Source organism: Aureimonas sp. AU12, from assembly GCF_001463705.1.
Lineage (GTDB): Bacteria > Pseudomonadota > Alphaproteobacteria > Rhizobiales > Rhizobiaceae > Aureimonas.
In genome coordinates this window covers 37,732-64,023 of record NZ_BBWH01000031.1, presented here as the reverse complement: position 1 = coordinate 64,023, position 26,292 = coordinate 37,732, and the positions used below count along the sequence as shown (strand labels likewise).

Sequence of the window (26,292 nt, the reverse complement as noted above, 5' to 3'; positions counted from 1 at the left end):
GCAGGGCCTTCGAGACGATCCTCCAAACCGCGGACGCGGCCGGCAAGGCCCCTTCCTTTTCGCAGCCGAAGGCCGACCCCATGACCACACGCATCGAGACGCGGTTCGAGGCGCTGAAGCGCGAGGGGCGCCCGGCGCTCGTGACCTTCGTGATGGCGGGCGATCCCGACACCGAGACCGCGCTCGCCGTGATGAAGGCGCTGCCGGCGGCCGGCGCCGACCTGATCGAACTCGGCATGCCCTTCTCCGATCCGATGGCCGACGGCCCGGCGATCCAGCGCGCCGGCCTGCGGGCGCTGACCAGCGGACACACGCTGGGCAAGACGCTCGACACCGTCCGCCGCTTTCGCGAGGACGACGCGGCGACGCCGGTGATCCTCATGGGCTACTTCAACCCGGTCTTCATCTACGGGGTCGAGCGATTCGTGGCCGATGCGAAGCAGGCGGGCGTCGACGGGCTGATCGTCGTCGACCTGCCGCCCGAAATGGACGGCGAGCTCTGCCTGCCGGCGATCGAGGGCGGGCTCAACTTCATCCGTCTCGCCACCCCCACCACCGACGAGAAGCGCTTACCCGTCGTGCTGCGCAACACGTCGGGCTTCGTCTACTACGTGTCGATCAACGGCATCACCGGCTCCGCCGCGCCCGATGCCTCGCTCGTTTCGGCCGCCGTGGCGCGCATCAAAAGCCAGACCGCGCTGCCGGTCTGCGTCGGCTTCGGCGTGCGCACGGCCGAGCAGGCCGAGGCGATCGGCCGCCATGCCGATGGCGTCGTCGTCGGCTCGGCGCTCGTCGCCGCCATCGAGGGCGCGCACGAGGGCGGCCGAGAGGCACAGGTCGAGGCGGTCTCGGCGCTGGTGCGCGAGATCGCCGGCGGCCTGTCGCGCATCAAGCTTGCGGCGGCCTGAGCGCGCCGCCATCTGTTTTCCTCAAGGTGGCCCCGCCGACGCCGACCGGCGCGCGGGGCTCCCGTCCGATTTGGCCGTGAAGGACCGCTCCGCCATGAACTGGATCACCAACTACGTCCGTCCGAAGATCTCCTCGCTTCTCGGCCAGCAGCCGCGCGAGGTGCCGGAGAACCTCTGGATCAAGTGCCCGGAGACGGGCGAGATGGTGTTCCACAAGGACCTCGAGGCCAACCAGTTCGTCATTCCCTCGTCGAACTTCCACATGCGCATCGGCGCGCGCGACCGGTTGACGACGTTCCTCGACAACGGCGTCTTCGAGGAGATCGAACTCGACAAGGTGCCCGTCGATCCCCTGAAGTTCCGAGACGAGCGCCGCTATGTCGACCGGCTGAAGGATTCGCGCGCCAAGACCGGCATGGAGGATTCCGTGCTCGTGGCCTGCGGCGAGATCGAGCGCCTGCCGATCGTCGCGGCGGTGCAGGACTTCTCCTTCATGGGCGGCTCGCTCGGCATGGCGGCGGGCGAGGCCATCGTCACCGCCGCCGAGACGGCGGTGGACCGCAAGCGCCCGCTCGTGCTCTTCGCCTCTTCGGGCGGCGCGCGCATGCAGGAGGGCATCCTCTCGCTCATGCAGCTGCCGCGCACCACTGTGGCGGTTGAGATGGTGAAGGATGCCGGACTTCCCTACATCGTCGTCCTGACCAATCCGACCACCGGCGGCGTCACCGCCTCCTACGCCATGCTCGGCGACGTCCACATCGCCGAACCCGGCGCGCTCATCGGCTTCGCCGGCCCGCGCGTCATCGAGCAGACCATTCGCGAGAAGCTGCCCGAGGGCTTCCAGCGCTCCGAATACCTGATGGAGCACGGCATGGTGGACATGGTCGTGCACCGGCACGAGCTGAAGGAGACGATCGCCCGTCTCCTCAAGGTGCTGACGAAGAGCGACATTGCCGCGGTAGAGCCCGCCGGCCTCATCACCGACGAAAGCGAAGCCGAGGCGGCCTGAGCCTCGGCTTCCCTCCGCGAAAGCTTGCCGCCCGTGACCGCGCCAACCAGCCTTGCCGATGCCGAGATCGGCAAGCTCCTCGCCCGCCACCCGAAGGGCTTCGACCTGAAGCTCGACCGGATCCGGCGCCTGCTGACGAGCCTCGGCGAGCCGCAGACGAAGATGCCCCCGACGATCCACGTCGCCGGCACCAACGGCAAGGGCTCCACGATCGCCTTTTCGCGCGCGATCCTCGAGGCCATGGGCCGCGGCGTCCATGTCCACACCTCGCCCCATCTCGTCGACTGGCACGAGCGCTATCGCCTTGCCGACCCCGCAGGCGGGCCCGGTCGCCTCGTCTCCGATGCGATGCTGGCGGAGGCGATGCGGCGCGTCGCGGACGCCAATGGCGAGGAGGCGATCACCGTCTTCGAGCTGCTGACGGCCGTGACCTTTCTCCTGTTTTCCGAACAGCCCGCCGACGCGGTGCTCCTCGAAGTCGGCCTCGGCGGTCGGTTCGACGCCACCAACGTCATCGAGCAGCCGGCGGTCAGCGTCGTCACCGCGATCTCCCTCGATCATCAGGCCTATCTCGGCGACCGGGTGGAACTCGTCGCCGCCGAGAAGGCCGGCATCTTCAAGCCGGGCGTGCCCGTGGTGATCGGACCACAATCCGAGCCCGCCGCGCTCGACGTTCTCAAGCGGCAGGCCGAGCGCACGCGCAAAAGGACGATGGTCTACGGCGAGGACTTCTTCGCCTTCACCGAGCGCGGCCGGCTCGTCTATCAGGACGAGCGCGGGCTGCTCGACCTGCCCATGCCCCGGCTTCCCGGGCGCCACCAGATCGGCAATGCCGCCACCGCCATCGCGGCGCTGCGCACCGGAGGCTTCGACCCCGCGCCGGCCGCGATCGAGCGCGGCGTCCTCCAGGTGGAGTGGCCGGGCCGCCTGCAGCGCATCACCTCCGGCCCGCTCTTCGATCTGGCGGTGGAGGGTTCCGAACTCTGGCTTGACGGCGGGCACAATCCCGGCGCCGGTGTCGTCATCGCCGAGACGCTTGCCGACATGGAGGACCGCGTCCAGCGGCCGCTCTTCCTGATCGCGGGCATGTTGACGACGAAGGAGCCCGTGGGCTTCTTCGAGGCCTTCGCGGGCATGGCGCGGCACGTCTTCGCGGTGCCGATCCTCTCCTCCGATTCCGGCATGAGCCCCGACGACCTCGCCGACGCCGCCTCGCAAGCCGGTCTCGACGCCGAGCCCTGCGAGAGCGTGGCGCAGGCGATCCGGCTGGTTTCGACGGGCTGGCGCTCCACGCCCGCACCCCGCTTCCTCGTCTGCGGCTCGCTGTATCTGGCAGGCGAGGTGCTGCGCGACAGCCGCCTGGCGCCGCGCTGAGGTGCGGGCTGGCTGCGCTATGAAGCGCGCAGGCCGCCGGGGGCTACCGGCTAGAGCGGACCGATGCGGCCATGCGGCCTGCCAACGCGGCGTTCGGTGGAGCGCCGCCCCTCCAGGCGCCACCCTTTCAGTTTCGTCATCCCGGCCCCCGAGCCGGGATCCATGCCGCGTCGCTCGTCACCGCCGTTCGGGGTACGCTTGTCCTGGCCGGTGGAAGACCTGGAAACGCTTGGGCATGGATCCCGGATCAAGTCCGGGATGACGAGATGGAAAGGGATCGGAGTGGGAGCCGACGATCCTTCGACGCCGGGGCAGCTGCCTTGCCGGCGAACTGCGGATCAACGGGCCTGAGCCGTCGGGCCCATCAACCGGCCCGAGCTCCGTTGGCAGACGCCCCACCAAAGGCACGCTCCGACAATCCCGCCCCGCCCAACCACCATTCGCTCAGGAAAAAGCCCGCGACGATCGCTCGTCGCGGGCTTTCTTCATTCAATCGTCGAAGCCGTCAGGCTGCGACGTTGGAGTTGATCCAGGCGACGAGCTTCGACTTCGGGGCGGCGCCGACCTGGACGGAGGCCTGCTCGCCGTCCTTGAAGAGCATCAGCGTCGGGATCGAGCGGACGCCGAACTTGGCGGCGAGATCCGGGTTCTCGTCGATATTGACCTTCACCACGTCGATGCCGGCCATCTCTTCCGAGATTTCCTCGAGGCTCGGAGCGATCATCTTGCAGGGGCCGCACCATTCCGCCCAGAAATCGACGACGACGGGCTTCGAAGCCTCGAGCACGTCGGCCTGGAAATTGCTGTTGTCGGTCTTCTTCGTGGCCATGGTTGGCTCCGTTCGCGAGCCGCTCGGCGCGTGGCGCCTCGGCTCTGGGGGTCCTGTTGTCGATTCGGCTGCCGACGGCGATCGCCGGCACCGGACGTCCGCTCATAGGTAGATGGCAGGGCGCTCGTCTTCAAGCCGTGCCCTGGCCCGACGCGGCTCGGGCCTCGCGCGCCACCAATGCGGCGTCGAGGCGGGCGGCCGGCACCTCGATCAGGTGCGGCCCTTCGGTGAAGAGCAGCGCCGCTGCGACCTCGCGGCCGGGATAGAGCGGGCGCACCAGCTCGCGGTAGAGCGAGAGCTGCAGGAGATAGGGCTCGGGCACCTCGTCCAGCGTCAGCGGCGGCGGCCGGTTGGTCTTGTAGTCGAGGATCCGCACCGTGGCCTCGCCCGCCGCCAGACGGTCGATCGTGCCGGTGACAAGATAGGGATGGCCGGCGAGCGCGATCCGGCCGGAGATCGCCACTTCCGCGCGGCTGCCCGGTGCGAAGAAGGGCGCGAAGGCGGGGGCATCGAGGATGGTGAGGACCTGTGCGATCACCCGCTCACGCTCGGCGACAGTGAGAAAGTCGCCGAGCGCTGCGAGGTAGTCTTGCGCCGCCGCTGCCCGGTCCTTTGCGGGGAGATCCGGCAAAACCTGCAGCAGGCGGTGGACGAGCAAGCCCCGGCGCAGGGCCGGACCGGGCTTGGTCGATGCGCCCAGCACCGGCGAGGCCGCGTCGCCGGTCGGGCGTGGCAACGGCTCGGCGTCGCCCAGCGCCTCGATCCGATGCGCCCCGCCCGCCGAGGACGGCGACAGCGGGCGCGGCGGCAGCGGTTCGGCCGGGAGCGGTGACAGATCGATCGCGCGATAAGCCGGCAAAGCATCCGGCAGGGTGGCCGCCAGCTTGTCACGCGACGGATCGGTGCCGAGGCGGAGCGCCAGGAGTTCGTCCGTCTCGCGGTCGCGGATCTCGCTGGCGGCCGGGCCGAGCGCGGCCTGCACGCGCTGCAGCCAGGAGGCTTCGTCGGGACCGCGCGTTCCGGCGAGGCCGCAGACCACCAGCCGGTCGGCGGCGCGCGTCAGCCCGACATAGAGCAGCCGGCGATACTCGTCCTCGGCGCGGGCGCGCTCGATCTCGCGAAGGCCCACCACGACTTCGTTGCGGAGACTCGTCTCCGGGCACCAGAGGAAGCCCGGCGGGGTGTCCGGCACGAGGCCCGGCATGTCCGTCCACTCGATCAGCTTGGCGCCGTGGGCGTGGCTGAACGGCGCGGAGCCGGGATCGACAAGGAAGACCACCGGCGCCTCCAGCCCCTTCGAGGCGTGGGTGGTCATGATGCGGACTTCGCCGCGCCCGTGCTCCATCTCGCGCTTGATCGTCGGCGGCGAGGCGGCAAGGTCGGCGAGAAAGGCGTCGAGCCCGCCGCGCCCGGCCTCTTCCTCGGCAAGCGCCAGATCGAGAAAGGCGTCCACCACGTCGCCCGCGTCGCGCCCGAGCCGCGCCACCAGCCGGCGGCGGCCGCCTTCGGGGCCGAGCAGCCGGGCGAAGAAGGTGAAGACGGTCTCGAAGCCGGCGCGCCGGCGCAGCTCTTCCAGCCGCGCGAAGGCGAGCAGCGCCTTTTCGTGCAGGATGCGGCGGGCCTCGTCGCCGAGGAAGTCCGGCAGCCGCCGGTCGCCGCCGGCCCGCGCCACGAGACGGAGCGCCAGATAGAGCGGCTCGGGGCGGGTCTCGGTGGCGCGCGAGAGAGCGAGCGCCATCAGTTCGTCGTCGCTGAAGCCGAAGAGCGGGCTCTTCAGGACGGCGGCGAGCGAAAGCTCGTCTTCGCTGTTGGCGACGGTGCGCCCGAGCGCCATCAGGTCCTGCACCGCGATATGGTCGGTGATCACCAGCCGGTCGGCGCCGGCCACCTTGATGCCGGCCTCGCGCAACGCCGCGCCCATCGCCGCGACGAAGCCCGAACGCTTGCGCACGAGGATCAGCATGTCGCCGGCTCCGAGCGGGCGCTCCACGCCCTTCACCCGGATCGGCTGGCCGATCCACGCCTTGATCTGCGCGGCGATGCGCCGGGCGAGGCGGTTGGCGGGCGAGGACTGCGGCTGGTGATCGATCGGCGCCAGCCAGTCGTCGCTCGCCGCGGTCGCCGCCGGCACCAGCACCGGCCAGACCTCGATGAGACCGGGCTCGCCGGCCCGCGCCGAGACATGCACGGGCTTCTCGTCACCGAAGGTGAGGCCGCGCCGGTCGGCAGGTTCGGTGAAGACGCGGTCGACGGCGTCGAGGACGTCGGCCACCGAGCGAAAGGACTGGTGCAGCTCGACGCGTGAGAAGGGCAGGCCGGCGGCCGCCGCCAGCCGCTCCATGCCGGCGCGTTCACCCGAGAACATGGCCGGCGAGGCGCCTTGGAACGAGTAGATCGACTGCTTCTCGTCGCCCACCGCGAAGACCGTGCGCGGACGCGGGCGCGCCGCGCCGCCGGCGAAGAATTCCTCCACGAGCTGGCGCACCACCTGCCATTGCCGCGGGCTGGTGTCCTGCGCCTCGTCGACGAGCACGTGGTCGATGCCCTGATCGAGCTTGAAATGCACCCAGGCCGAGGCCTCCGAGCGCAGGAGAAGATCGGCGGTGCGCACGATCAGGTCCTCGAAATCGAGTTGCCCGCGCCGGCGCTTCAGCGCCTGATAGTCGGCTTCCAGCCGCTCGGCGATCACCAGCGCGGCACGGCTGGCGCGGTAGAGACGCAGCGTCGCGAGGCGCTCATTGGCCTCGTCGACGAAGTCGGCGGCCATCTCCAGCCGCTCACTGAGGTCCTCGAACCCGTCCGCCACCGCTTTCGTGGCGATGCTGCCCGGCTTGTAGCGCCCGCCATCGGCCTTGAGGAGGATCGCCTTCAGGGCCCCGAAGCGGGTGGCCGGCCGCTCCGCGCTCTCGAAGGCGAGGAGCTTGGCGGCGAGCTTATTGTCGGTCGCCTTCGTCGAACGACTGGCTGCCTCCGCCAGCCGTTCGCGGAAGTCCTCCTCCAGCCCGGGCGGGTCGATCGCGCCGGCGAGGATCGTCTCCTCGCTGGCGTCCGCGCGAAGCCCGAGCGCACGCCGCAGATGATCTTCGGCGCCCTCCAGCCCGCCGACCGCATCGAGATGACGGCGCAGGCGATCGCGCTTGGCGACGATCTCGGCGATAAGCGCGTCGAGCCCCCATTCGCCGGCGAGCATCAAGGCCTCAGCGAAGGCCTCCGCCAGCGTCGCAGCCTCCGGATCGGCGGGATCCGGCACCGCACCGGAGATCAGCATGCGCCGCGCTTCCGCGAGAAGCAGCGAACTGGCGCTGTCGTCCATCACCTCGAAATGGCCGGGAATGTTGGCCTCGAGCGGAAACTGATGGAGGATCGCCTCGCAGAAGGCATGGATCGTCTGGATCTTCAGGCCACCCGGCGTCTCCAGCGCGCGGGCGAAGAGGCGGCGGGCCTTTCGGATGCGATCGGGCGATGGCTCGGCCCGCTCGAGATCGCGTAGCGCCTTGGCGAGGTCCGCGTCCGCCATCGTGGTCCAGGCGGCAAGGCGCTTGAAGACGCGGGTCTGCATCTCGGCGGCGGCGGCCTTGGTGTAGGTGAGGCAGAGGATCTTCGAGGGATCGGCATCCGACAGGAGCAGGCGCACGACGCGCTCCGTCAGCACATGCGTCTTGCCCGAGCCGGCATTGGCGGCGACGAAGACCGAGCGCGTCGGGTCCGAGGCGATGCGTTGCGCCTCGTCGGTGCCCAGCGCCAGCGCGTGCGGCGGGATGACATTCATTCCGGGGCTCCCTCGTCTTCGCCGGTTGCCGCGACCGCCCATTCGCGGGCACGGGCGAGATGGTCGTAGGCCCCCGAGAAATCCCCGGCGACGAAGGGTCGGGCGCGCGACAGGTAGCCCTTGTCCGGCTGGCGGTATTGCGCGGCGAGCGCGCGAAAGCGCGCCAACGCCTCGCTCGCCAGATCCTCGGCGCTCACCGGCTCGCCCGACCGCCCGCCGGAATGGGCGAGGCGCTCCTCGTAGAACTCACGCTCGCGCAGCCGAACGTAGAGGAGATCGCCGATGGGCGCGTTGGGCGCCACCGCCTCGAACCCGCCGAGCCGCACCATCGCCGCCTCCAGCGGCAGCTGGGGGCTCAGCAGCGTGCGCGCCTGCTTCACCGACGGGCTGGTGCCGGTCTTGTAGTCGACGATCTCGATCGCCCCGTTCGTCATCCGGTCGATCCGGTCGGCATAGCCGCGAAGGCGCATGTCGAGATCGGGGAACTCGACCGTCCCCTCCGCCTCGGTGAAGCGCTCGGCGATCCTCGGCGTGCGCTCGCGCTCCCATTCGATCATGTTGCGCGCCAGCGTCTCCATGCGCGGCCACCAGACCGCCTCGACCTCGGCCGGCAGCGCCAGCCTGGCGAACTCCTCGCGGGCGATCGCCAGAAGCTGCGTCTCGGCCTCGGTGGCGGCGGGGTCGACCCCTTCCGCGACGAAGCGGTGGAGGATGGCGTGGTATAGATTGCCGCGCTCGGCCGCACCCGGCGCGCGCAGCATTTCGGGCAGCGGGTCGAGCTTGAGGATGCGGCGGGCATAGACGGCATAGGGGTCGCGCACCCAGGTCTCGACCTCGGTAACCGAAGTTGCGCGCGGGCGCGCCTCCACCGGCGGGCGGGGCTCGGGCCGGGGCACCGGCGCCTCGTCGGGCGCCTCGTCGAGGTTGCGGGCATGGGCGAGATAGGTCTCGCCGAGGCCGCGCATCTGCGCCGTGCCCGACGGTCCGGCGAGCGTCAGGATGCGCTGCAGCCAGCGCGAGGGGATCGCCGGGGCGCCGCCCGCGCGGTGCGAGCGCGCCATCACCACGCGGCGTGAGCCCATCGCCATCCAGAGATCGTGGGCGGCCAGCCCGATGCGGCGCTCCGGCGGGTCGAGCGCGATCTCCGAGCGCATGATGCGCGACAGGAACGCATCCGAGCGAGCGGCGCGCGGCCATGTGCCCTCGTTCAACCCGCCGAGGATCATCACGTCGACGCTCTGCAAGCGCGCTTCGAGCGCGCCCCAGACGAAGACCCGCCGCGACAGGCCGCCGCGCGGGCTGACCGTCTCGCCCGCCATCAGCGCCCGCACGACATCCGGCAGCTCCGCCGGCAGGAAGGCAAAACCCGTCTCGGGCGCGGCGACGAGTTTCGCCAGCGCGTCGCGCAGCGCGGTGCCCGCTTCCTCGGCATAGAGAGCGGTCGGGCGGTCGTCGTCGTCGCGGGCCAAGGCTTCGAGAACACGGGTGAGGCAGACCGCGAAACCGGCCACTTCCTGCGCGCCGTCGCCGCGAAGGTCCGTCAGCGGCCTCAAGGCCGCCTCCAGCCGGGTGGCGGCCTCCTGCGCATGGTCGCGCTCGGCCTGGCCGAGCAGTCGGACGGGGCGCACCGTGCGCGCGCCCTCCGCCTCCGACGCCGCGCGCGCGCTGCGAAACAGCGCCCCCAGCGCCGCGCCGTCGGCGATGCCGGTGCCGCCCCGCAGCGCCACGAGCTCGATCGTGCGGGCGGCATCGCGCGCTTCGGGCGCCGTGAAGCCGAGCCGCAGCAGCGGGTGCTTCAGGAGCGACAGGATCGCCACCGGGTCGCCCGGCTCCAGCGCCACCTGCAGCGCCAGCTGCGTCAGCGTGCCCGGCGCGGTGTTGGCGAGCGGACGGCCGGCGGAATCGTTGGCGAGGATGCCGAAGCGCTCGAGCTCGGCGACGACGCGGCGCGCCAGATTGCGGTCCGGCGTCGTCAGCGCCACGGTGGCGGCGGGATCGCTCAAGGCGTCGCGGATCGCAACGGTGATCGCCAGCGCCTCCTCGCGCTCGTCCGCCGCCTCGATCAACTCAAGTCCGTCGATCGCCTCCTCGCCGTGCCGCTCGCCCGCATCCTGCCAGAGGTCGGTGGTCTCGGCCGGGCGCAGCGCGTCCGACAAAAACCGCTCGCGCGCCAGAAGCGTCTCGCCTTCGCCCGGCGTGATCGACGTCACCGACTGGCGGTCGATCAGCAAGCCTTCCAGGATGCGCCGCATGCCGTATTGCGGATGACCGGGCGCGGCGATCGACTTTGCCCGGTCGATGGCGTCGAAGCTGGCGGCGTCGAGATGGCAGTCCACCCCCGGCAGCACCAGCGCTCCGTTCGGCAGGTTCGCGACCGCCCGCAGGAAGCGCAGCGTCGAGGGCGCCGTCGCCGTGGTGCCCGCCACGAGGATCGGCCCCGGCGACCCCCGCGTCGCCAGCCGCTCGGCCTCCGCATCGAACCAGCGCACCCGCAGCGTCGCCGCATCCTCCAGCCCGCGCTCCGCGAGGATTGCCGGCCACTGCTCCGACAGGATCGCCAGGAAGCGCAAGGTGAGCTGCCACCATTCCGCGAGCCGGTCCGGCGCCAATCCGGCGAGACCCACCAGCCCGGCCTCGTCCGTCGTCGCCTCGTCGAGAAACGCCGCCAGGTCCTCCGACAGATACAGCGCATCCGCCGCCGACGCCGGCAGCACGATCTCTTCGCCCGTCAGGATGCGCAGCGACGCCCGGTTCAGCTCCTCCTTCCAGAAGCGAACCAGCCGCGCCAGCAGCAGCCGGCGCTCCAGCGCGTCCATCTCCGGCACCAGACCCGCCCCCGGCCCCGGAAATAGCGCGGCCTCGTCGGCGTCGCCCAGCGTGCGGATCGCCGGCAGGATCGCCGCCCGTCCACCCAGAAGCCCCGTGAACTCGGTGCCGAGCGCGCGCGCCGCGCGCCGCGTCGGCACCAGGATCGTCAGCCCCGCCAGCGCCAGCGGGTCGGCCGCGAATTCGTGCTCAGGCAGGAACCGGCGCTCCAGCACCCCCCGCGCCAGCGTTCGAAGAAAGGGCAGGCCCGGCGAAATGGAAAACACATTCGATCGCATCGCCGCCACTCTAGCGAGCGCGGCCGCGCGGCACAAAGGCCAAGGTGGTGGGTGGCATGTGGGGCGCTGCCCCTACACCCCGCCAAGGGCCTGAGGCCCTTGGAACCCCATCACTTCCATCGTTGATCGGGGCGGGCCGTCGGCCCGCCCCGATCAACGATCAAAACGAAGCGGGGGTCCGGGGTGTCAGCCCTCGGGCGGGGATCGGGGCGGCAGCCCCGCCATGCCACCCGTCGCCTCAGGCGTATTGCACGCGTGTCGCGCTGGCGAGGAAGGCGGCGTCGGCATCCTTGACGGCCTTCGGGGTGCCGACGGTGAGCCAGAGACCGTCGAGGCGCACGCCGAAGAGGCGTTCGGCCTCGATGGCGGTGTCAAAGACGCGGTTGAGGGAGAAGGTTTCCTCGGGCAGGCCGCGGAAGATGTCGGGGCTGAGGATGCCGGCGCCGGCGTAGATGAAGGGGCTCATGTCACGTTCGGCCACGCGCTGGAGACGGCCGTCGCGGTCCATGGTGAAGTCGCCACGTCCCTCGTAGCCGGTGGACTGGCGCATCTCGGCGATGAGCAGGAGCATGTCGGCCTCGGAGGGATTCCAGAGGTCGGCCATGAGATCGAGATTGTCGCGGTAGCCGTCGATCCAGAACGTGTCGGAATTGATCAGGTAGAAGGGATCGTCGCCGATGAGGGGCAGGGCGCGCACGATGCCGCCGCCCGACTCCAGGAGCTGGTCGGTTTCGTCGGAGACGAGAACCTCCATGTCGCGGCGCTTGCGCAGATGCGCGCGCATGAGGTCGGCCATGTAGTGGACGTTGACGACGACGCGCTCGACGCCGTTGCGGGCCAGCGCGTCGAGGCTGTAGTCGATCAGCGCCTTGCCGTGGACCTCGACGAGGGGTTTCGGGATGGTCGAGGTGATCGGACGCATGCGCTTGCCGAGGCCGGCGGCGAGGATCATCGCGGTCCTGGGCTTCGGGGTCCGGCGGGCGCGGGCGGTCGGGATACGCGATGTCACGAGGCTTGGGATCCGGCGGTTCAGGGGCGGGGCGGCTCGGGGTCGTCGGCGAGGATGTCCCAGTCCCGGTAGAGCGCGGCGAGTGCTTCGAGCGCGGGATGGTCGAGCGTGCGGTTGAGGTAGGTCTTAATCCGAGGAATGTGACGCAGGTATTGCGGTTTTCCGTCGCGCGCCATGAGGCGCACGAAGATGCCGAGGATCTTGGTGGCGCGCTGCGCGGCCATGATCGCGTAGGCACGCTCGAAGGCGAAGGCGTCGAAGGCCGGGTCCTGCGCGCGGCGGGCAGAGATATAGGCTGCGACGAGGCGGGCCTCGAGCTCGGCGGGAACGTCGACGCGCGCGTCCTGCGCCAGCGAGGCGAGATCGTAGGCGGTGGGCCCGATCATCGCGTCCTGGAAGTCGAGGAAGCCGATGCGGCGCGCGCCGCTCTCGCCGGGCTGCCAGAGCAGGTTCGGCGAGTGGACGTCGCGCAGGAGAAGGTTGCGCTCGGCGAGATCGAGATCCTGGAAGAGGTCGCGCCAGACGCCCGCGAAGGCGTCCTCCTCCGCCGTGTCGGCGGGGCGGTGATGGCGGTGGGGCCAGTACCATTGCAGGAAGAGGCCGACCTCGATCGCCATCGCGCCGTGATCGAAGGAGGGAACGACGTGGACGAGGCCGGCGCCGGCCTCGATCCGGGGATCGAAGGGCTCGACGTGGAGGGCGGCGAGCGCCCGCGCCGCCGCTTCGTAGCGCTCCGGCATCGGGCGGCCCTGCGCGTCGAGGACACCCTCGCTGCCGAGATCGCTCATCACCACGAGGCCGGCGTCGAGATCGGACGAATGGATCGCCGGCACCGTCAGGCCGCGCGCGTCGAGCGTCGCGGCGATCGCCACGAAGGGGCGCACGTCCTCGGCGATATGGGCGATGCGCGTATAGGGCAGGCCGTCCTTCACCGGCTTTCCCGGCGGCAGGCGGGGGGCATCCATCAGCACGAGCGTGTGGCCGCCCGGCGTTCGCACGCTCTCGTAGCGCCGGGCCGAGGCGTCGCCGGGAAACGGCGCGCGGGCGGCGAGCGGATGGCCGGCATCGGTGAGGAAGCGCCGGATCTGCAGCGTGCGGCCGACGCGGCGCGCGGCCTCGGCGGCGCAGCGGATCTCGGCGACGCGGCCCCCGCCGGCCCCGTCGCGCAGGGTGAGATGGATGTTGGCGAGATCGAGGGCGTGGGCGGCGCGCTCGGGCCATTCGCACAGAACGATGCCGGTCTCGGCCGCCTCGTCGAAGCCGAGTTCGAAGAGCTCCGCCTCGTCGCCGATCCGGTAGAGATCGAAATGCGTGGTCTTCGGGCGGGTCTCGTAGATCTGCACGAGCGTGTAGGTGGGCGAGGGCACGTCCAGCGCCGGGTCGCCGGCGAGCGCCCGCAGGAAGGCGCGCGCGAAGGTCGTCTTGCCGGCGCCGAGTTCGCCCGACAGCGCCACGACGTCGCCGAGGCCCAAGACGAGCGCGAGGTCGGCGGCGAGCCGCCCGGTGGCGGCATCGTCCGGCAGGTCGACGGCGAAGATGCGCTCGCCCGTGTCGAGGTCGGCGGCGCTCGGCGGAACGCTCATTCGGCGGCCAGATCCTTTTCTTCGGACGGAGCCGGGAAGCGGCAGGTCACGACGGTGCCGCCGCTCGGCCCGGCGCCGATCTCGACGCGTCCGCCATGCAGCTCGACGAAGCTCTTGACGATCGAGAGGCCGAGGCCGGCGCCGCTCTGGCGCCCGCCCGCGGGATTGGCCTCGAAGCGCTCGAAGAGGCGCGCGACGTCGGCCTGCGCGATGCCCGGACCCTCGTCGGCGACGCTGAAGGCGACCTCGCCGTTGCGGCGTGCGACGCGCAGCCGGACGGTGGAACCGGCGGGCGCGAAATTGGCGGCGTTCGACAGGAGGTTGAACAGGATCTGGGTGACGCGGTGGCCGTCGGCCCGGAAGGTCGAGCCGCCGGCGGCCGCGATGTCGACCTCGAGGCGGATCTCGTTGGCGCGCAGCCGGTCGCGCACCGCATCGGCGGCATGCTCGACGGTGCCGGCGATGTCGACGTCGCTGAGGTCGAGATCCATGATCCCGGCATCGACGGTGGCCAGATCCAGAATGTCGTTGACGATGGTCAGGAGCGAGGAGGTCGAGGTGCCGATATAGTCGAGATATTCCGACTGGCGCTCGGTGAGCGGCCCGGTCTCCGGCGAGCGCAGGAGGGCCGAGAAGCCGATGATGTTCGTCAGCGGCGAGCGCAGTTCGTAGTTCACATGCTGGACGAAGTCGCTCTTCAGCCGGTCGGCGTTCTCCAGTGCCTCGTTGCGCTCGCGCAGCATCCGCTCGGCGGCGCGCGCGTCGGAAATGTCGGTGAAGGTCAGCATCGTCTGCCCGTTCGGCAGGGGCACGATGCCGTAGGCGTGGACGCGGCCGTTCGACAGCTCGAACTCGCCGCTCGACGCCTCGCGCGAGGATTCGTCGAAGGCGGTGACGGCCTGGATGAAGGTCGACCACGTGGTGTCGGAGACGCCCTCGATCCCGGCGGGGCGGATCGAGACGCCCGCGGTGGCGCCGAAGGCGCGGATATGGGGCTTGGCGGCGAGGAACTCGTCCGAGAGCCCCCAGAGTTCGGAGAAGATCGGGTTCGACAGGCGCAGGCGCCCGTCCTGGCCGAACACGGCGACGCCCTCGCGCAGGAAGTCGAGTGTCTCGCCCTGCAGGCGCACGAGCGCGTTCAGCCGCGATTCCAGTTGCAGCTTCTCGGTCAGGTCCTCGAAGACCCAGGTCGCGCCGCCCTGCGGCTCGGGGCTGGTGAAGACGCGCAGCGTGCGCCCATCCGTCAGGTGCCAGATCGCGTCGGTCGGCTGGGTGGCGCGATGCGCGGCGAGAATCTCGGCCTTGATGTCGCGCAGCGGCCGGTCGTCGGGCAGGATGCCGCGCGAGCGCAGCTGATCGAGGATCTCGATGTGGTCGGGCGCCGTGTCGAGATAGGTGGTGGCGAGGTCGAAGAGCTTGGCGAAGGCGGCGTTGTTGTAGGTGAGCTGCGTCTTCTCGTCGAAGCGGGCGATGGCGGTGGTCAGGTGATCGAGCGTCTCGGACTGCGAGCGCACGGTCTCCTTCAGCTCCAGCCGCACGGCCTCGGTCTCGGAAATATCGACGGCAAGGCCCGCCGAGCCGAAGGGGCCTGCGGCGTCCACCACGTGGAAGTTGCGCCGGTCGGCCTCGACCACAGCGCTCAGCTTGTCGGCGAAGCGACCGGTGCGGGCGGTCTGCGCGGCGATGAGCGCTCGGTCCTGCTCGTTGAGGAACTCGATCTGCCGGTCCACCGCCGAGGTGACGCCGGGCGCATCGACCGAGCGGGCATAGGCGGTGTTGACCCAGACGAGGCGCTTGCCCTCGTCGCGCAGCCACATCGGCATCGGCGCGGCGTCGAACAGCGCCTGCATCGTTTCGATCATGCCGTTGGCGCGGTCCTGCTCCAGCCGCAGGGCCGCGAGCTCCTCGCGCACGCCCACGAGCGGCGTGAAGCGCACCGTCGCCAGCGCACCCACGGTGCGCCCGGCGATTTCGAGGACGCGGCCGTCGGGCCGCTCGATCTCGAGGCGGAAGGGCTCGGCGCGGGTGCGCAGCTGCGCCACCGCGCGCTCCACTTCGCCCGCTTCGCCGGGTTCCATCCAGCCGGAAAAGGCGAGGAAGCCGGCCGCGTCCGCCGGACAGCCGAGGTCCTTGGGCAGCGATCCGACGATGTCGGGCGCCCCGGCGCCGGTGAAGATCACGAGGCGCTGGCCTTCGTCGGAGAGGAGGCTGCCGCGCCGCTCGGTCTCGTTGAGGGCGTCGGCGAGATCGGCGCGCAGGCGCTTGTTGTCCTCGGCGGTGGCGGCCTGCTGGCGGATGAGCCAGACGGCGGCGAGCATCGCGGCGCCGAGCGTCAGGCCGACGAGGGCGAGGTTGAGGATGGTCTCGGGCGCCATCGGCGCCGCCATGCCCTGGGCGAGCGCCTGCGGCGGGGTGACGAGGAGAAGAGCGCCGGCCGCGCCGGCAGCCGACGCGAGCGACGAGGTTCCCGCACACAATCTGCGCGCGCAGTCACGCGCGCGCGACGACCGGACCATTCGGCCCGTCCTGTGTGGTGATTCGCGTTCCATCGTCCCCCGTCCTTCTCCGCCGCCTGTCGAGAAAAGACAGATGTCCCCAAACTCGACGGGCCGTTCCCCAACAGCCCGTCGATTCGGCAAATCTAAACGGTGGATAACTTTCCGCAAAGCGCTGGAACGGCACAGTGGGGAAAAAAGAAAATGCGCCGAGGGCTTGCCATCGGCGCATCCGGGTCTTTGTCGCCGGAGGCCGTCACCGGCCTCCTGAAACGACACGCATCAGTAGCGGTAGTGCTCGGCCTTGAACGGCCCGCTCGGCGTGACGCCGATATAGGCGGCCTGTTCGTCGGAGAGCGTGGAAAGCTTGGCGCCGAGCTTGTCGAGATGCAGGCGGGCGACCTTCTCGTCGAGGTGCTTAGGCAGCACGTAGACCTCGTTGCCGTATTTCTCGCTCTTCGTGAAAAGCTCGATCTGCGCCAGCGTCTGGTTGGTGAAGGAGGCCGACATAACGAAGGACGGGTGGCCGGTGGCGTTGCCGAGGTTGAGCAGGCGCCCTTCCGACAGGAGCAGCATACGCTTGCCGTCCGGGAAGGTGATCATGTCGACCTGCGGCTTGATGTTCGTCCACTTGAGGTTCTTCAGGGCCGCGACCTGAATCTCGTTGTCGAAATGGCCGATATTGCCGACGATCGCCATGTCCTTGAGGACGCGCATCGTGTCGAGCGTCACCACATCCTTGTTCCCGGTCGTGGTGATGACGATGTCGGCCGTCGGCGCGGCGTCCTCGAGCGTCACGACCTCGAACCCGTCCATCGCCGCCTGAAGCGCGCAGATCGGATCGACCTCCGTCACCTTGACGCGGGCGCCGGCGCCGACGAGCGAGGCCGCCGAGCCCTTGCCGACGTCGCCATAGCCGCAGACCACGGCGACCTTGCCGGCCATCATCACGTCGGTGGCGCGGCGGATGCCGTCGACCAGCGACTCCTTGCAGCCGTACTTGTTGTCGAACTTCGACTTGGTGACACTGTCGTTGACGTTGATCGCGGGGAAGGGGAGGAGACCCTTCTTCTGTAACTGGTAGAGGCGGTTGACACCGGTCGTGGTCTCTTCCGTGACGCCCTTGATGGCGTCGCGCTGGCGAGCGAAGAAGCCGGGGCTGGCGGCCATGCGCTTCTTGATCTGCGCGAAGAGGATCTCCTCTTCCTCGGAGCCGGGATTGGACAGGACGTCCTCGCCGGCTTCGGCGCGGGCGCCGAGCAGGATGTACATCGTGGCGTCGCCGCCGTCGTCGAGGATCATGTTCGAGGGCTGGCCGTCCGGCCACTGGAAGATGCGGTCGCTGTAGTCCCAGTATTCCTCGAGCGTCTCGCCCTTCACGGCGAAGACGGGCGTGCCGGTGGCGGCGATCGCGGCGGCGGCGTGGTCCTGCGTTGAGAAGATGTTGCAGGAGGCCCACCGGACCTCGGCGCCGAGCGCCTGCAGCGTTTCGATCAGCACCGCGGTCTGGATGGTCATGTGCAGCGAGCCGGTGATGCGCGCGCCCTTCAGGGGCTGGTCGCGACCGAACTCCTCGCGGCACGCCATGAGACCCGGCATCTCGGTCTCGGCGATGTCGAGTTCCTTGCGGCCCCAGTCGGCCAGCGAGAGATCCTTGACGATGTAGTCGGCGGTGGCCGTCATGCTGCGCTCTCCTGCTCGTGGGCCGGGAGAGGCGCGCCTGCGAGCGTCGCCTGGTCCGCGGCCGAAATGCTGCGGCAGACCTAACAGGAGAACGCCAAAAATGATATAAGGAAATCCTTATGCGGTTATATCGGGGAATTCGCCGCGCGCATTCGCCTCCCACCCGCAAGCGCCCGATTCCCGGTGAGTTCGCCCTGCGAATTCGCGCTCAAGGCCGCCAACGTCGGCTGATCGGCTCACCCAAGCGCAACTCGCAAGCCCGCCTCAGCAGTCCTCGCCGAACCGGTCGGCGACCAGCACCGCGATCGCATCCACCGCTTCGACCGCATCAGAGCCTTCGGCCATCACGTCGATCGTGGTGCCCTGGCCGGCAGCGAGCATCATCAGGCCCATGATCGACTGGCCGCCGACGGTCATGCCGTCGCGCGAGATGGTGATCTCGGCGGCGAAGGTCTCGACGACCTGCACGAACTTGGCGGAGGCGCGGGCATGCAGGCCCTTGCGGTTGACGATCGTCAGCGTCCGGCTCGCGGAGGTCGCTTGGGTCACGGCGCGTTCGACCTCGAACTGGTGGGCGGTGGCTCGGCTCATGCTGGCGATCCGCTGAAGGGTTTCTGTCGTGTCCGGGGGCGCCGCGCCGTCATGATCGGGGATCCGCTACTTGCCGGAAAGGATGCGGCTGGCGACCGCGATGTATTTTCGCCCGGCGTCCTGCGCCTGGACGAGCGCCACGTCCATCGGTCGTTCGCCGCGCACGCTGGCGAGCTTGATCAGCATCGGTAGGTTGACGCCGGCGAGAACGTCGATCTCGCCCTCGTCCATCACCGAGATGGCGAGGTTCGAGGGGGTACCGCCGAACATGTCGGTGAGGATGATGACGCCCTTGCCGCGGTCGGCGTCGCGCACGGCCTGGACGATGTCGAGGCGGCGCTGCTCCATGTCGTCGTCGGCCCCGATGCAGATGGTCTCGAACGCCTCCTGGGGGCCGACGACATGCTCGACTGCGAGCTTGAACTCGCGTGCCAGCTGGCCGTGGGTTACCAGCACCAGTCCAATCATTCGTCGTCCGCTCCGGGATTCGCCGCTCTCGTGGGCAGAGGATTGTGCGCCTGCTGCCATGGCCTCGCAAGGCGAGCCGGGACACAGCGCCCAAGAATTATTCCAGATTGCGGGGTTTCTGGGCTTGGCAAACCGATCACGCCTTCGAGAGGTGTGAGGGTTCCCGCAGGACGCGTGCCGAATTTGTGCGCTGCAACTGCCTCGTCCTGACGCAGCGCATCAAGACCTCCGTTCCGGGCCTGTCGGCACCATGACGGCCTCCGGTGCCAGAAGGGTCAGGACGAGATCGGCGCCGAAGGCGGGGTCGCGGCTCGGCATGGTGACGCGGCGCACGCACCGGCCGAGGATCTCGGCTGTCGTGGGATCGGGCAGCCGCTCGATCGTTTCGCGCTCCACGAGGTCGATCACGAGATCAAGCCGGACCATCGGCGCGTAGGGCAGGCGCAGGAGCCCGATGCCGCGCAGTTCGATGAGGCCCGCGATCGTCTCGGGCGCATGGAGCGAGACGCCGTCATCGCCTGCGAGACGCACCATAACCTGATCGTCGGCAACGAGGTGCGCCGGCCAGCCGAGCGCCGTGGCGCGCTGGAGGAGCGAGAGGGCGAGCGACGACTTGCCGCTGCCCGAAAGGCCGCGGATCAGGAGGCCGGATCCCGAGATCATGACGGCGGTGGCGTGGATATAGCTCTCGCCGCTCATTCCTCGGCCGGCAGCGAGACGGTGAAGCGGGCGCCGACGAGACGTGCGGGATCGGCGGGGTCCGTCATGTTCTCGGCCTGGATGTCGCCGCCATGAGCCTCGACGATCTGGCGCGAGATCGACAGGCCGAGGCCGGAATTCTGGCCGAACGCCTCGGCGGCCGGCCGGTCGGTGTAGAAGCGCTCGAAGATGCGGTCGATCTTCTCGGCCTGGATGCCCGGCCCGTTGTCCTCGACGGTCACGACGACGCGCCGGTTCTGGCGCTTGAGGCGCACCGTGATGCGCCCGCCCGCTTCCGGCACGAAGGAGCGGGCATTGTCGATGAGGTTGGTGAAGACCTGGCTGAGGCGCAGGTCGTGGCCCGACACCTTGTAGGTCTTGCCCGCGGGGGGCGGGGCGATCGCCAGATCGATGACGGTATCGCGGCCGGGCTTCAGATGCGCGCGCGCCCCGTCCACCACCGAGCCGACGAGACCGGCGAGATCGACGCGACCGGCGACCTCGCGGGCGAGTTCCGCATCGAGGCGCGAGGCGTCGGAAATGTCGGTGATCAATCGGTCGAGACGGCGCACGTCGTGCTGGATGATCTCGAGAAGGCGCTCGCGCGAGGCTTCGTTGCGGGCGAGCGGCAGGGTCTCGACGGCCGAGCGCAGCGAGGTCAACGGATTCTTCAACTCGTGGCTGACATCGGCGGCGAAGCTCTCGATCGCGTCCATGCGCGCGTAGAGCGCGTTCGTCATGTCGCGGATGGCGGAGGCGAGGTTGCCGACCTCGTCGGCGCGGTCGCCGAAATCTGGGATCTCCTCGCGCGCATTGACGCCGCGCCGCACGCGGATCGCCGCGGCCGCCAGACGCCGCAGGGGCGTTGCGATGGTGGAGGCGAGCAGCATCGACAGGACCACGGTGACGAGCGCTGCCACTGCGAAGGTGCGCACGATCGCCATGCGCTCGGCCTGGACGATCTTGTCGATGTCGCCGCCTTGCGTCGACAGGAGGAGCACGCCGAGCACCGCGCGGAAGCGCTGGATCGGCACCGCGACGGAGACGATGAGTTCGCCGTTCTCGGTGGAGCGCACCACGGTGGCGGGGCCGCCGGTCAGCGCGCTCATCACCTCCGGATAGGTGGCGCCGGAGCCGCCGGGCGTCTCGCGGTAGACCGGCAACCCGCCATGGCCGAAGAGGCTCGTTGCCTGCCGCTGCAGCCAGGCGAGCGCGCCCTCCTCGTCCTGTTCCACCGGCGGCAGGCTGTAGCGCAGGATCTGGCCGCGCGAATAGAGATGGCGCGAGTCGAGGATGAGGTTGGCGTCGCGGTCGTAGAGGCGGGCGCGGGTGCGCGTCGGCGAGATCAGTCGGCGCAGCAGCGGGGCGACGCGTTCGGGATTGATCGGAAAGTCGAGGCTTTCGGAGCTGTCGGAATTGGGCTGCAGGGTCGCGCCCGCCTGCATTTCCAAGAGCCGCTCGGGATCGAGCGTGATCGAGTTGGTCTCGACCGTGGCCGAGGAGGCGATGGCGCTGGCGATGATCTCGCCCTGCGTCAGCAGGCTTTCGACGCGCGCGTCGATCAGCCCGGCGCGGAACTGGTTGAGATAGAGGATGCCGGACACGAGGACGATGAGCGCGACGAGGTTGAGAAAGACGATGCGCCGCGTCAGCGAGGAGAAGATGGAATGGCCGAGCACCCAGCGCAGCCGGAAGAGCGAGCGCCGGATGAAGGGCACGCGGCGCCAGCGCGCGCGAACGCGCATCGCCCGGCTGCGCGCAGTGGACGCAGCCTCGACCGTCTTGTCGCCAGCGTGATCGGGGGTGGTCAGCAAGGTCCTGCCCGGCTCCCTCCTCGTCAGATCTCCCGGAAGCGGTAGCCCACGCCGTAGAGGGTCTCGATCATGTCGAAGTCGTCGTCGATCGCTTTGAACTTCTTGCGCAGCCGCTTGATGTGGCTGTCGATCGTGCGGTCGTCGACATAGACCTGCTCGTCATAAGCGGCGTCCATCAGCGCGTCGCGGCTCTTCACCACCCCCGGCCGCTGCGCCAGCGAATGCAGGATGAGGAACTCGGTGACGGTGAGCGTCACCGGCTGGCCCATCCAAGTGCAGGTGTGGCGCTCCTGGTCCATCACGAGCTGGCCGCGCTCGAGCGAGGATTCGGGCGAGGGGCCGCTCTTGGCACCGGCCTCGCGCGGGGCGCCGCGGCGCAGGATGGCGCGCACGCGCTCCACCAGCAGACGCTGCGAGAACGGCTTCCGGATATAGTCGTCGGCGCCCATCTTGAGGCCGAAGAGCTCGTCGATCTCCTCGTCCTTCGAGGTGAGGAAGATCACGGGCAGGTCGGACTTCTGACGCAGCCGTCGCAGCAGCTCCATGCCGTCCATGCGCGGCATCTTGATGTCGAAGATCGCCAAATGCGGAGGGCGCGCCGAGAGTCCTTCGAGCGCGGAAGCGCCGTCCGTGTAGGTCTCGACCCGGTATCCCTCGTTCTCGAGCGCGATCGAGACGGACGTCAGAATGTTCCTGTCGTCGTCCACCAGCGCAATCGTCGGCATGCCCATTCACTCCACGTTCGCTCGCGCGTGTCCGCTACGAGATGCCACCGACGACGGGGCCACTACCGTCTCGCGCTGAGCGATCCGGCCGTGGTCACGACTCGTGCGATGATGCATTCCCAAGAGAATGTGGCATTTCGCACGCATTTGCAAAGTTTTTGCCGAACGGGGCCGAAAGCGCTTTCCTTTTGACCCCGTTCGGGCGGTGGCAGACAGGGGGGCGGCTGGAGCCGCCCTCGATCAGAGCTGAACCTTGACGTGCTCGGTGGTGTCGGGCCGGTCCTTGTCGCCGAGATAAGCCTTGGCGAATTCGTAGGCCTGCGTGATCTTGTTGGTCTTCACGTCCCAGATCTCGGCCTGCGAAGGCTTGATGACGAGGACGGCTACGTTCGGGCCGTCCTTGCCCTGCGGCATCCAGGCTTCCATCTCGGCGTCCCAGATCTCGTCGATGCGGGCGCGATCCTGCGTCACGCTGGCGGTGCCCGACAGGGCGACATACTCGCCATGCTTGGTGAAGGTGCAGGCCACCTGATCGTCGCCGGCGACCTCGCCCACCTTGTGGGAGGTCTTCTCGGTGATGAAGAGGATCTCGCCGCGCTCCTTCGAGAGGCGGGGCGCCATCGGGCGAGCACGCAACGTTTCGCCGTCGCGGGTCGTCACCATGCAGGTGTCGAAACCCTTTATCATATCCCAGAACTTCTCGGTCGCGTGTTCGGCCATGGGTTGCCCTTTTCCTGGATCGTTTGTCGCCTTGCGGGCCCGCGTTCGCCGCCACCCTGCAAGGTTCCGATGGGGTCAAACGCGCGGGCGGCGCAAAGGTGCCGTGCCCGCGCGATGTCGCTCCTCGCGGCCGGCGGTGCGCTGCAGCGAAATATTTTGCGTGCGCCAAGTCCTCAAAAGACCGAGTTGAACCGATTTAGACCGGTATCAGGCCAGTCTAAACCGATTAAATGACTGTTTTGACTGATGATTTACCGTAATGGGGCAGTTGCGTGACGCCGATCTCCATCGTATTTCATCGATCCACCGGCCGCGTTGCTTCGGCCCTCCCGGAAGGAGAGACGTCATGGAAGAGATCGGGATCCGCAACGCCGCGAGCGGGATCGAGACCACGGGCCTTCGTCATCTCGGGTCGCTGCGCTGGAATCTTGGCGAGGCCGATCTCGTGGAAACCGCGATCCGCCGCGGCGAGGGCAAGCTGACCGCCCATGGCGCACTCCTCGTCACCACCGGGCAGCACACCGGCCGCTCGCCGCGCGACAAGTTCGTGGTGCGCGATGCCGAGACCGAAGACCGCGTCTGGTGGGACAACAACAAGCCGATGGCGCCCGACGCCTTCGAGCGTCTCTACGAGGACTTCAAGGCCCATGCCGAGGGCCGCGACCTCTTCGTCCAGGATCTCGTCGGCGGCGCCGATCCGGCCAACGCCATCCAGGCGCGCGTCGTCACCGAATACGCCTGGCACTCGCTGTTCATCCGCAACCTGCTGATCCGTCCCACGAAGTCTGAGCTCGAAAGCTTCGTGCCGGAGCTGACGATCATCGACCTGCCGTCCTTCAAGGCCGATCCCGAGCGTCACGGCTGCCGCTCCGAGACGGTGATTGCCTGCGACTTCACCCGCAACATCATCCTCATCGGCGGCACGACCTATGCCGGCGAGATGAAGAAGTCGGTGTTCACGGTGCTGAACTACCGCCTGCCCGAGACCGGCGTCATGCCGATGCACTGCTCGGCCAATATCGGCCCTCAAGACGACGCGGCCGTGTTCTTCGGCCTGTCGGGCACCGGCAAGACCACGCTCTCGGCCGATCCCAACCGCACGCTCATCGGCGACGACGAGCATGGCTGGGGCGAGAACGGGCTCTTCAACTTCGAGGGCGGCTGCTACGCCAAGACGATCCGCCTGTCGGCCGAGGCCGAGCCCGAGATCTTCGCGACGACGCGCATGTTCGGCACCGTCCTGGAGAACGTGATCCTCGACGAGAACGGCGTGCCCGACTTCGACGACGGCCGTCTGACCGAGAACACCCGGGCAGCCTATCCGCTGCACTTCATCCCCAATGCCAGCGCGACCGGCCTCGGGGCCCACCCCAAGAACATCATCATGCTGACGGCCGACGCCTTCGGCGTGATGCCGCCGATCGCCAAGCTGACGGCCGCCGAGGCGATGTACCACTTTCTTTCCGGCTACACGGCGAAGGTGGCGGGCACGGAAAAGGGTGTGACCGAACCGGAGGCGACCTTCTCGACCTGCTTCGGGGCGCCGTTCATGCCGCGGCATCCGTCGGAATACGGCAATCTCCTGCGCGATCTCATCGCCCGCCACGATGTCGACTGCTGGCTGGTCTCCACCGGCTGGACCGGCGGCGCCTACGGCACCGGGAAGCGCATGCCGATCAAGGCGACGCGGGCGCTGCTCGCCGCCGCGCTCGACGGCTCGCTGAAGGAGGCGACGTTCCGCACCGATCCGCATTTCGGCTTCCAGGTTCCGGTCGTGGTGCCCGGCGTCGATCCCGCCATCCTCGACCCGCGCTCGACCTGGGCCGACGGAGCCGCCTACGACCGGCAGGCCCAGCGCCTCGCCGCCATGTTCCGCGCCAACTTCGAGAAGTTCGAGGCGCATGTCGATGCCAGCGTGCTGGGCGCCTCGCCGGCCATGGCGCTCGCGGCGGAATAGCGATCAGGCCCGGCTCCGCGCCGGGCCGACCCTTGCTCTGGGAGGAGCACAAGGCCTGCGATCCCCTCGGCGGGGTTGCGGGCCTTTTTCTTTTGTGGCTCGTGCGGGGACGCAAGGCGGGCGTCTGCCCCGTCCCCGCAGCGATCCTCCGCGAAGGCCGGAAGCCATGGATGAGCACAGGTCCGAGAAGGGGCTCTTCGTCAGTGCCCGCGTGCGCATTCCCGACGACGAGATCGAGGAGGCGTTCATCCGCTCGGCCGGTCCCGGCGGGCAGAACGTCAACAAGGTCTCCACCGCCGTCCAGCTGCGGTTTCGCGCGGGCGCCTCGATCGTGCTGTCGGACGACGTGAAGGCGCGCCTTCTGAAGCTCGCGGGCTCGCGGGCGACGAAGGAGGGCGAGATCCTGCTCGAGGCCTCGCGCCATCGCACGCAGGAGCGCAACCGCGAGGATGCCCGCGAGCGCCTCGTGGCGCTGGTGCGTCAGGCACTGGTGCCCCCGCCGCCGCCGCGCAAGAAGACGCGGCCGACGCGCGGCTCGGTGGAGCGCCGCCTGGAAGCCAAGAAGGGCCGCTCCGACACCAAGCGCATGCGCGGACGCGTCGACGACTGACGCGCCGATCCGCCGCCTGCCGCCTGCGCTGGCGTCCTGCGGCTGCGACGAAGTGGCATTACGGGTTCAGACGTCACGCGATCTCAACGGGTTAGAACGTCATCCCGACCCGATCGGCCTCGGATCCAGGCCGACTGCCCGGAAAAAACGCATCCGTGATCCCGAGCGATGCACCTTTTCGGTGGCTGTCTTCGTATCTCGTTCACCTTTCGAGAAACGGAAGGCGAACCTTTCAAGGGAACGCGACATGATCCAGTCTCTCATCCGCCATGCGGCGATCGCCACTGTCCTCGCCGGCTCGATCTCGGGCGCAGCCTTTGCGCAGACCGCCAAGTCCGTCGAAGTCGGCGGCGCGCCGATGTATGCCAACAAGACCATCGCCGAGAACGCCCCGAACGCGTCCAACCTGACGACGCTCGTCGCCGCGGTGAAGGCCGCCGGCCTCGTCGAGACGCTGGGCGGCAAGGGTCCGTTCACGGTCTTCGCGCCGACGAACGCGGCCTTCGAGAAGCTGCCGGCCGGCACGGTCGACACGCTGGTCAAGCCCGAGAACAAGGCGATGCTGACCAAGATCCTGACCTATCACGTGGTCCCGGCTGCCGCGACGTCGGAAGCCGCGATGAAGATGATCAAGGATGATGGCGGCAAGCACGTGGTCAAGACCGTCGAGGGCGAAGAGCTGACGCTAGCCATGAAGGGCGACAAGCTCACCGTGACCGACGCCAAGGGCGGTGTCGCCACGGTGACGCAGGCCGACGTGATGCAGTCCAACGGTGTGGTGCACGTCATCGACACCGTGCTGATGCCCTGATCCATCTGCGACGATCGCCCGCGGCGCCTCTCCGGCGCCGCGGATGACATTCGGCGTCCCGTCTCCCACATTGGGCGACAGGGACGCCGTTTTCAGTTTCGGCACCGCGGATTACAGCGGCCCGGTTCCGGTCG

The 26,292-nt window shown here is 69.2% G+C and carries 19 protein-coding genes; 6 read left to right on the top strand and 13 right to left on the bottom strand.

Annotated features, from left to right (window positions below):
* Positions 1-80: 80 nt before the first annotated feature.
* The 3 genes from trpA to AUL33_RS13250 all read left to right on the top strand — a co-directional run bounded on the left by trpA (position 81) and on the right by AUL33_RS13250 (position 3,291).
* Entirely contained in the window at positions 81-908 is an 828-nt protein-coding gene (gene trpA, locus AUL33_RS13260) for a tryptophan synthase subunit alpha (protein ID WP_062208758.1), read from the top strand.
* 94 nt (positions 909-1,002) lie between these two features.
* Positions 1,003-1,917, top strand: a complete 915-nt coding sequence (gene accD, locus AUL33_RS13255) for an acetyl-CoA carboxylase, carboxyltransferase subunit beta (protein WP_062208755.1) — start codon at positions 1,003-1,005, stop codon at positions 1,915-1,917.
* A gap of 33 nt (positions 1,918-1,950) precedes the next feature.
* Complete coding sequence (locus AUL33_RS13250) at positions 1,951-3,291, top strand: folylpolyglutamate synthase/dihydrofolate synthase family protein (protein WP_062208753.1); 1,341 nt, start codon at positions 1,951-1,953, stop codon at positions 3,289-3,291.
* A gap of 505 nt (positions 3,292-3,796) precedes the next feature.
* Here the strand turns inward: AUL33_RS13250 and trxA are convergent.
* The 13 genes from trxA to AUL33_RS13185 form a co-directional block, all read right to left on the bottom strand.
* Positions 3,797-4,120, bottom strand: coding sequence for a thioredoxin (trxA, locus tag AUL33_RS13245; protein WP_062208750.1), 324 nt, complete (start codon positions 4,118-4,120; stop codon positions 3,797-3,799).
* A gap of 130 nt (positions 4,121-4,250) precedes the next feature.
* Positions 4,251-7,889 (bottom strand): double-strand break repair helicase AddA, encoded by a 3,639-nt coding sequence (addA, locus tag AUL33_RS13240; RefSeq protein WP_062208747.1) that lies wholly within the window; start codon positions 7,887-7,889, stop codon positions 4,251-4,253.
* Positions 7,886-10,981 carry a double-strand break repair protein AddB gene (gene addB, locus AUL33_RS13235; RefSeq protein WP_244492211.1) on the bottom strand — a complete coding sequence of 1,032 codons (3,096 nt, stop codon included), beginning with the start codon at positions 10,979-10,981 and terminating at the stop codon, positions 7,886-7,888. The genes addA and addB overlap by 4 nt, the downstream gene beginning before the upstream one ends.
* A 250-nt stretch (positions 10,982-11,231) precedes the next feature.
* Entirely contained in the window at positions 11,232-11,945 is a 714-nt protein-coding gene (locus AUL33_RS13230) for a nucleotidyltransferase family protein (RefSeq protein WP_062208740.1), read from the bottom strand.
* A gap of 77 nt (positions 11,946-12,022) precedes the next feature.
* Complete coding sequence (tsaE, locus tag AUL33_RS13225) at positions 12,023-13,585, bottom strand: tRNA (adenosine(37)-N6)-threonylcarbamoyltransferase complex ATPase subunit type 1 TsaE (protein WP_062208737.1); 1,563 nt, start codon at positions 13,583-13,585, stop codon at positions 12,023-12,025.
* On the bottom strand, positions 13,582-16,101 hold the full coding sequence (locus tag AUL33_RS13220; protein ID WP_082652575.1) for a PAS-domain containing protein: 2,520 nt from the start codon (positions 16,099-16,101) through the stop codon (positions 13,582-13,584). Before AUL33_RS13220 ends, tsaE begins: the two co-directional genes overlap by 4 nt.
* Before the next feature lie 261 nt (positions 16,102-16,362).
* On the bottom strand, positions 16,363-17,763 hold the full coding sequence (gene ahcY / locus AUL33_RS13215) for an adenosylhomocysteinase (protein WP_062208734.1): 1,401 nt from the start codon (positions 17,761-17,763) through the stop codon (positions 16,363-16,365).
* A 264-nt stretch (positions 17,764-18,027) separates the two neighbouring features.
* The gene (locus AUL33_RS13210) at positions 18,028-18,354 is read right to left on the bottom strand and encodes an HPr family phosphocarrier protein (RefSeq protein ID WP_062208731.1); all 327 of its coding nucleotides are present in this window, start codon (positions 18,352-18,354) and stop codon (positions 18,028-18,030) included.
* A gap of 66 nt (positions 18,355-18,420) precedes the next feature.
* Positions 18,421-18,822, bottom strand: coding sequence for a PTS sugar transporter subunit IIA (locus AUL33_RS13205; protein ID WP_062208728.1), 402 nt, complete (start codon positions 18,820-18,822; stop codon positions 18,421-18,423).
* 219 nt (positions 18,823-19,041) lie between these two features.
* On the bottom strand, positions 19,042-19,521 hold the full coding sequence (locus tag AUL33_RS13200) for an HPr kinase/phosphorylase (RefSeq protein ID WP_062208726.1): 480 nt from the start codon (positions 19,519-19,521) through the stop codon (positions 19,042-19,044).
* On the bottom strand, positions 19,518-21,266 hold the full coding sequence (locus tag AUL33_RS13195; RefSeq protein ID WP_062208724.1) for a sensor histidine kinase: 1,749 nt from the start codon (positions 21,264-21,266) through the stop codon (positions 19,518-19,520). Before AUL33_RS13195 ends, AUL33_RS13200 begins: the two co-directional genes overlap by 4 nt.
* Positions 21,267-21,358: 92 nt before the next feature.
* Entirely contained in the window at positions 21,359-22,060 is a 702-nt protein-coding gene (locus AUL33_RS13190; RefSeq protein ID WP_062209045.1) for a response regulator transcription factor, read from the bottom strand.
* Between the two features lie 240 nt (positions 22,061-22,300).
* Positions 22,301-22,780: a pyridoxamine 5'-phosphate oxidase family protein gene (locus AUL33_RS13185; RefSeq protein ID WP_062208721.1), complete on the bottom strand. Its 480-nt coding sequence runs from the start codon at positions 22,778-22,780 to the stop codon at positions 22,301-22,303.
* Between the two features lie 346 nt (positions 22,781-23,126).
* Here AUL33_RS13185 and AUL33_RS13180 point away from each other — a divergent pair, with 346 nt between their 5' ends.
* The 3 genes from AUL33_RS13180 (at position 23,127) to AUL33_RS13170 (ending at position 26,158) form a co-directional block, all read left to right on the top strand.
* Positions 23,127-24,737: a phosphoenolpyruvate carboxykinase gene (locus tag AUL33_RS13180; protein ID WP_062208718.1), complete on the top strand. Its 1,611-nt coding sequence runs from the start codon at positions 23,127-23,129 to the stop codon at positions 24,735-24,737.
* Positions 24,738-24,903: 166 nt separating this feature from the next.
* On the top strand, positions 24,904-25,347 hold the full coding sequence (gene arfB / locus AUL33_RS13175) for an alternative ribosome rescue aminoacyl-tRNA hydrolase ArfB (RefSeq protein ID WP_062208716.1): 444 nt from the start codon (positions 24,904-24,906) through the stop codon (positions 25,345-25,347).
* A gap of 247 nt (positions 25,348-25,594) precedes the next feature.
* Complete coding sequence (locus tag AUL33_RS13170; RefSeq protein ID WP_062208712.1) at positions 25,595-26,158, top strand: fasciclin domain-containing protein; 564 nt, start codon at positions 25,595-25,597, stop codon at positions 26,156-26,158.
* Positions 26,159-26,292 lie beyond the last annotated feature (134 nt).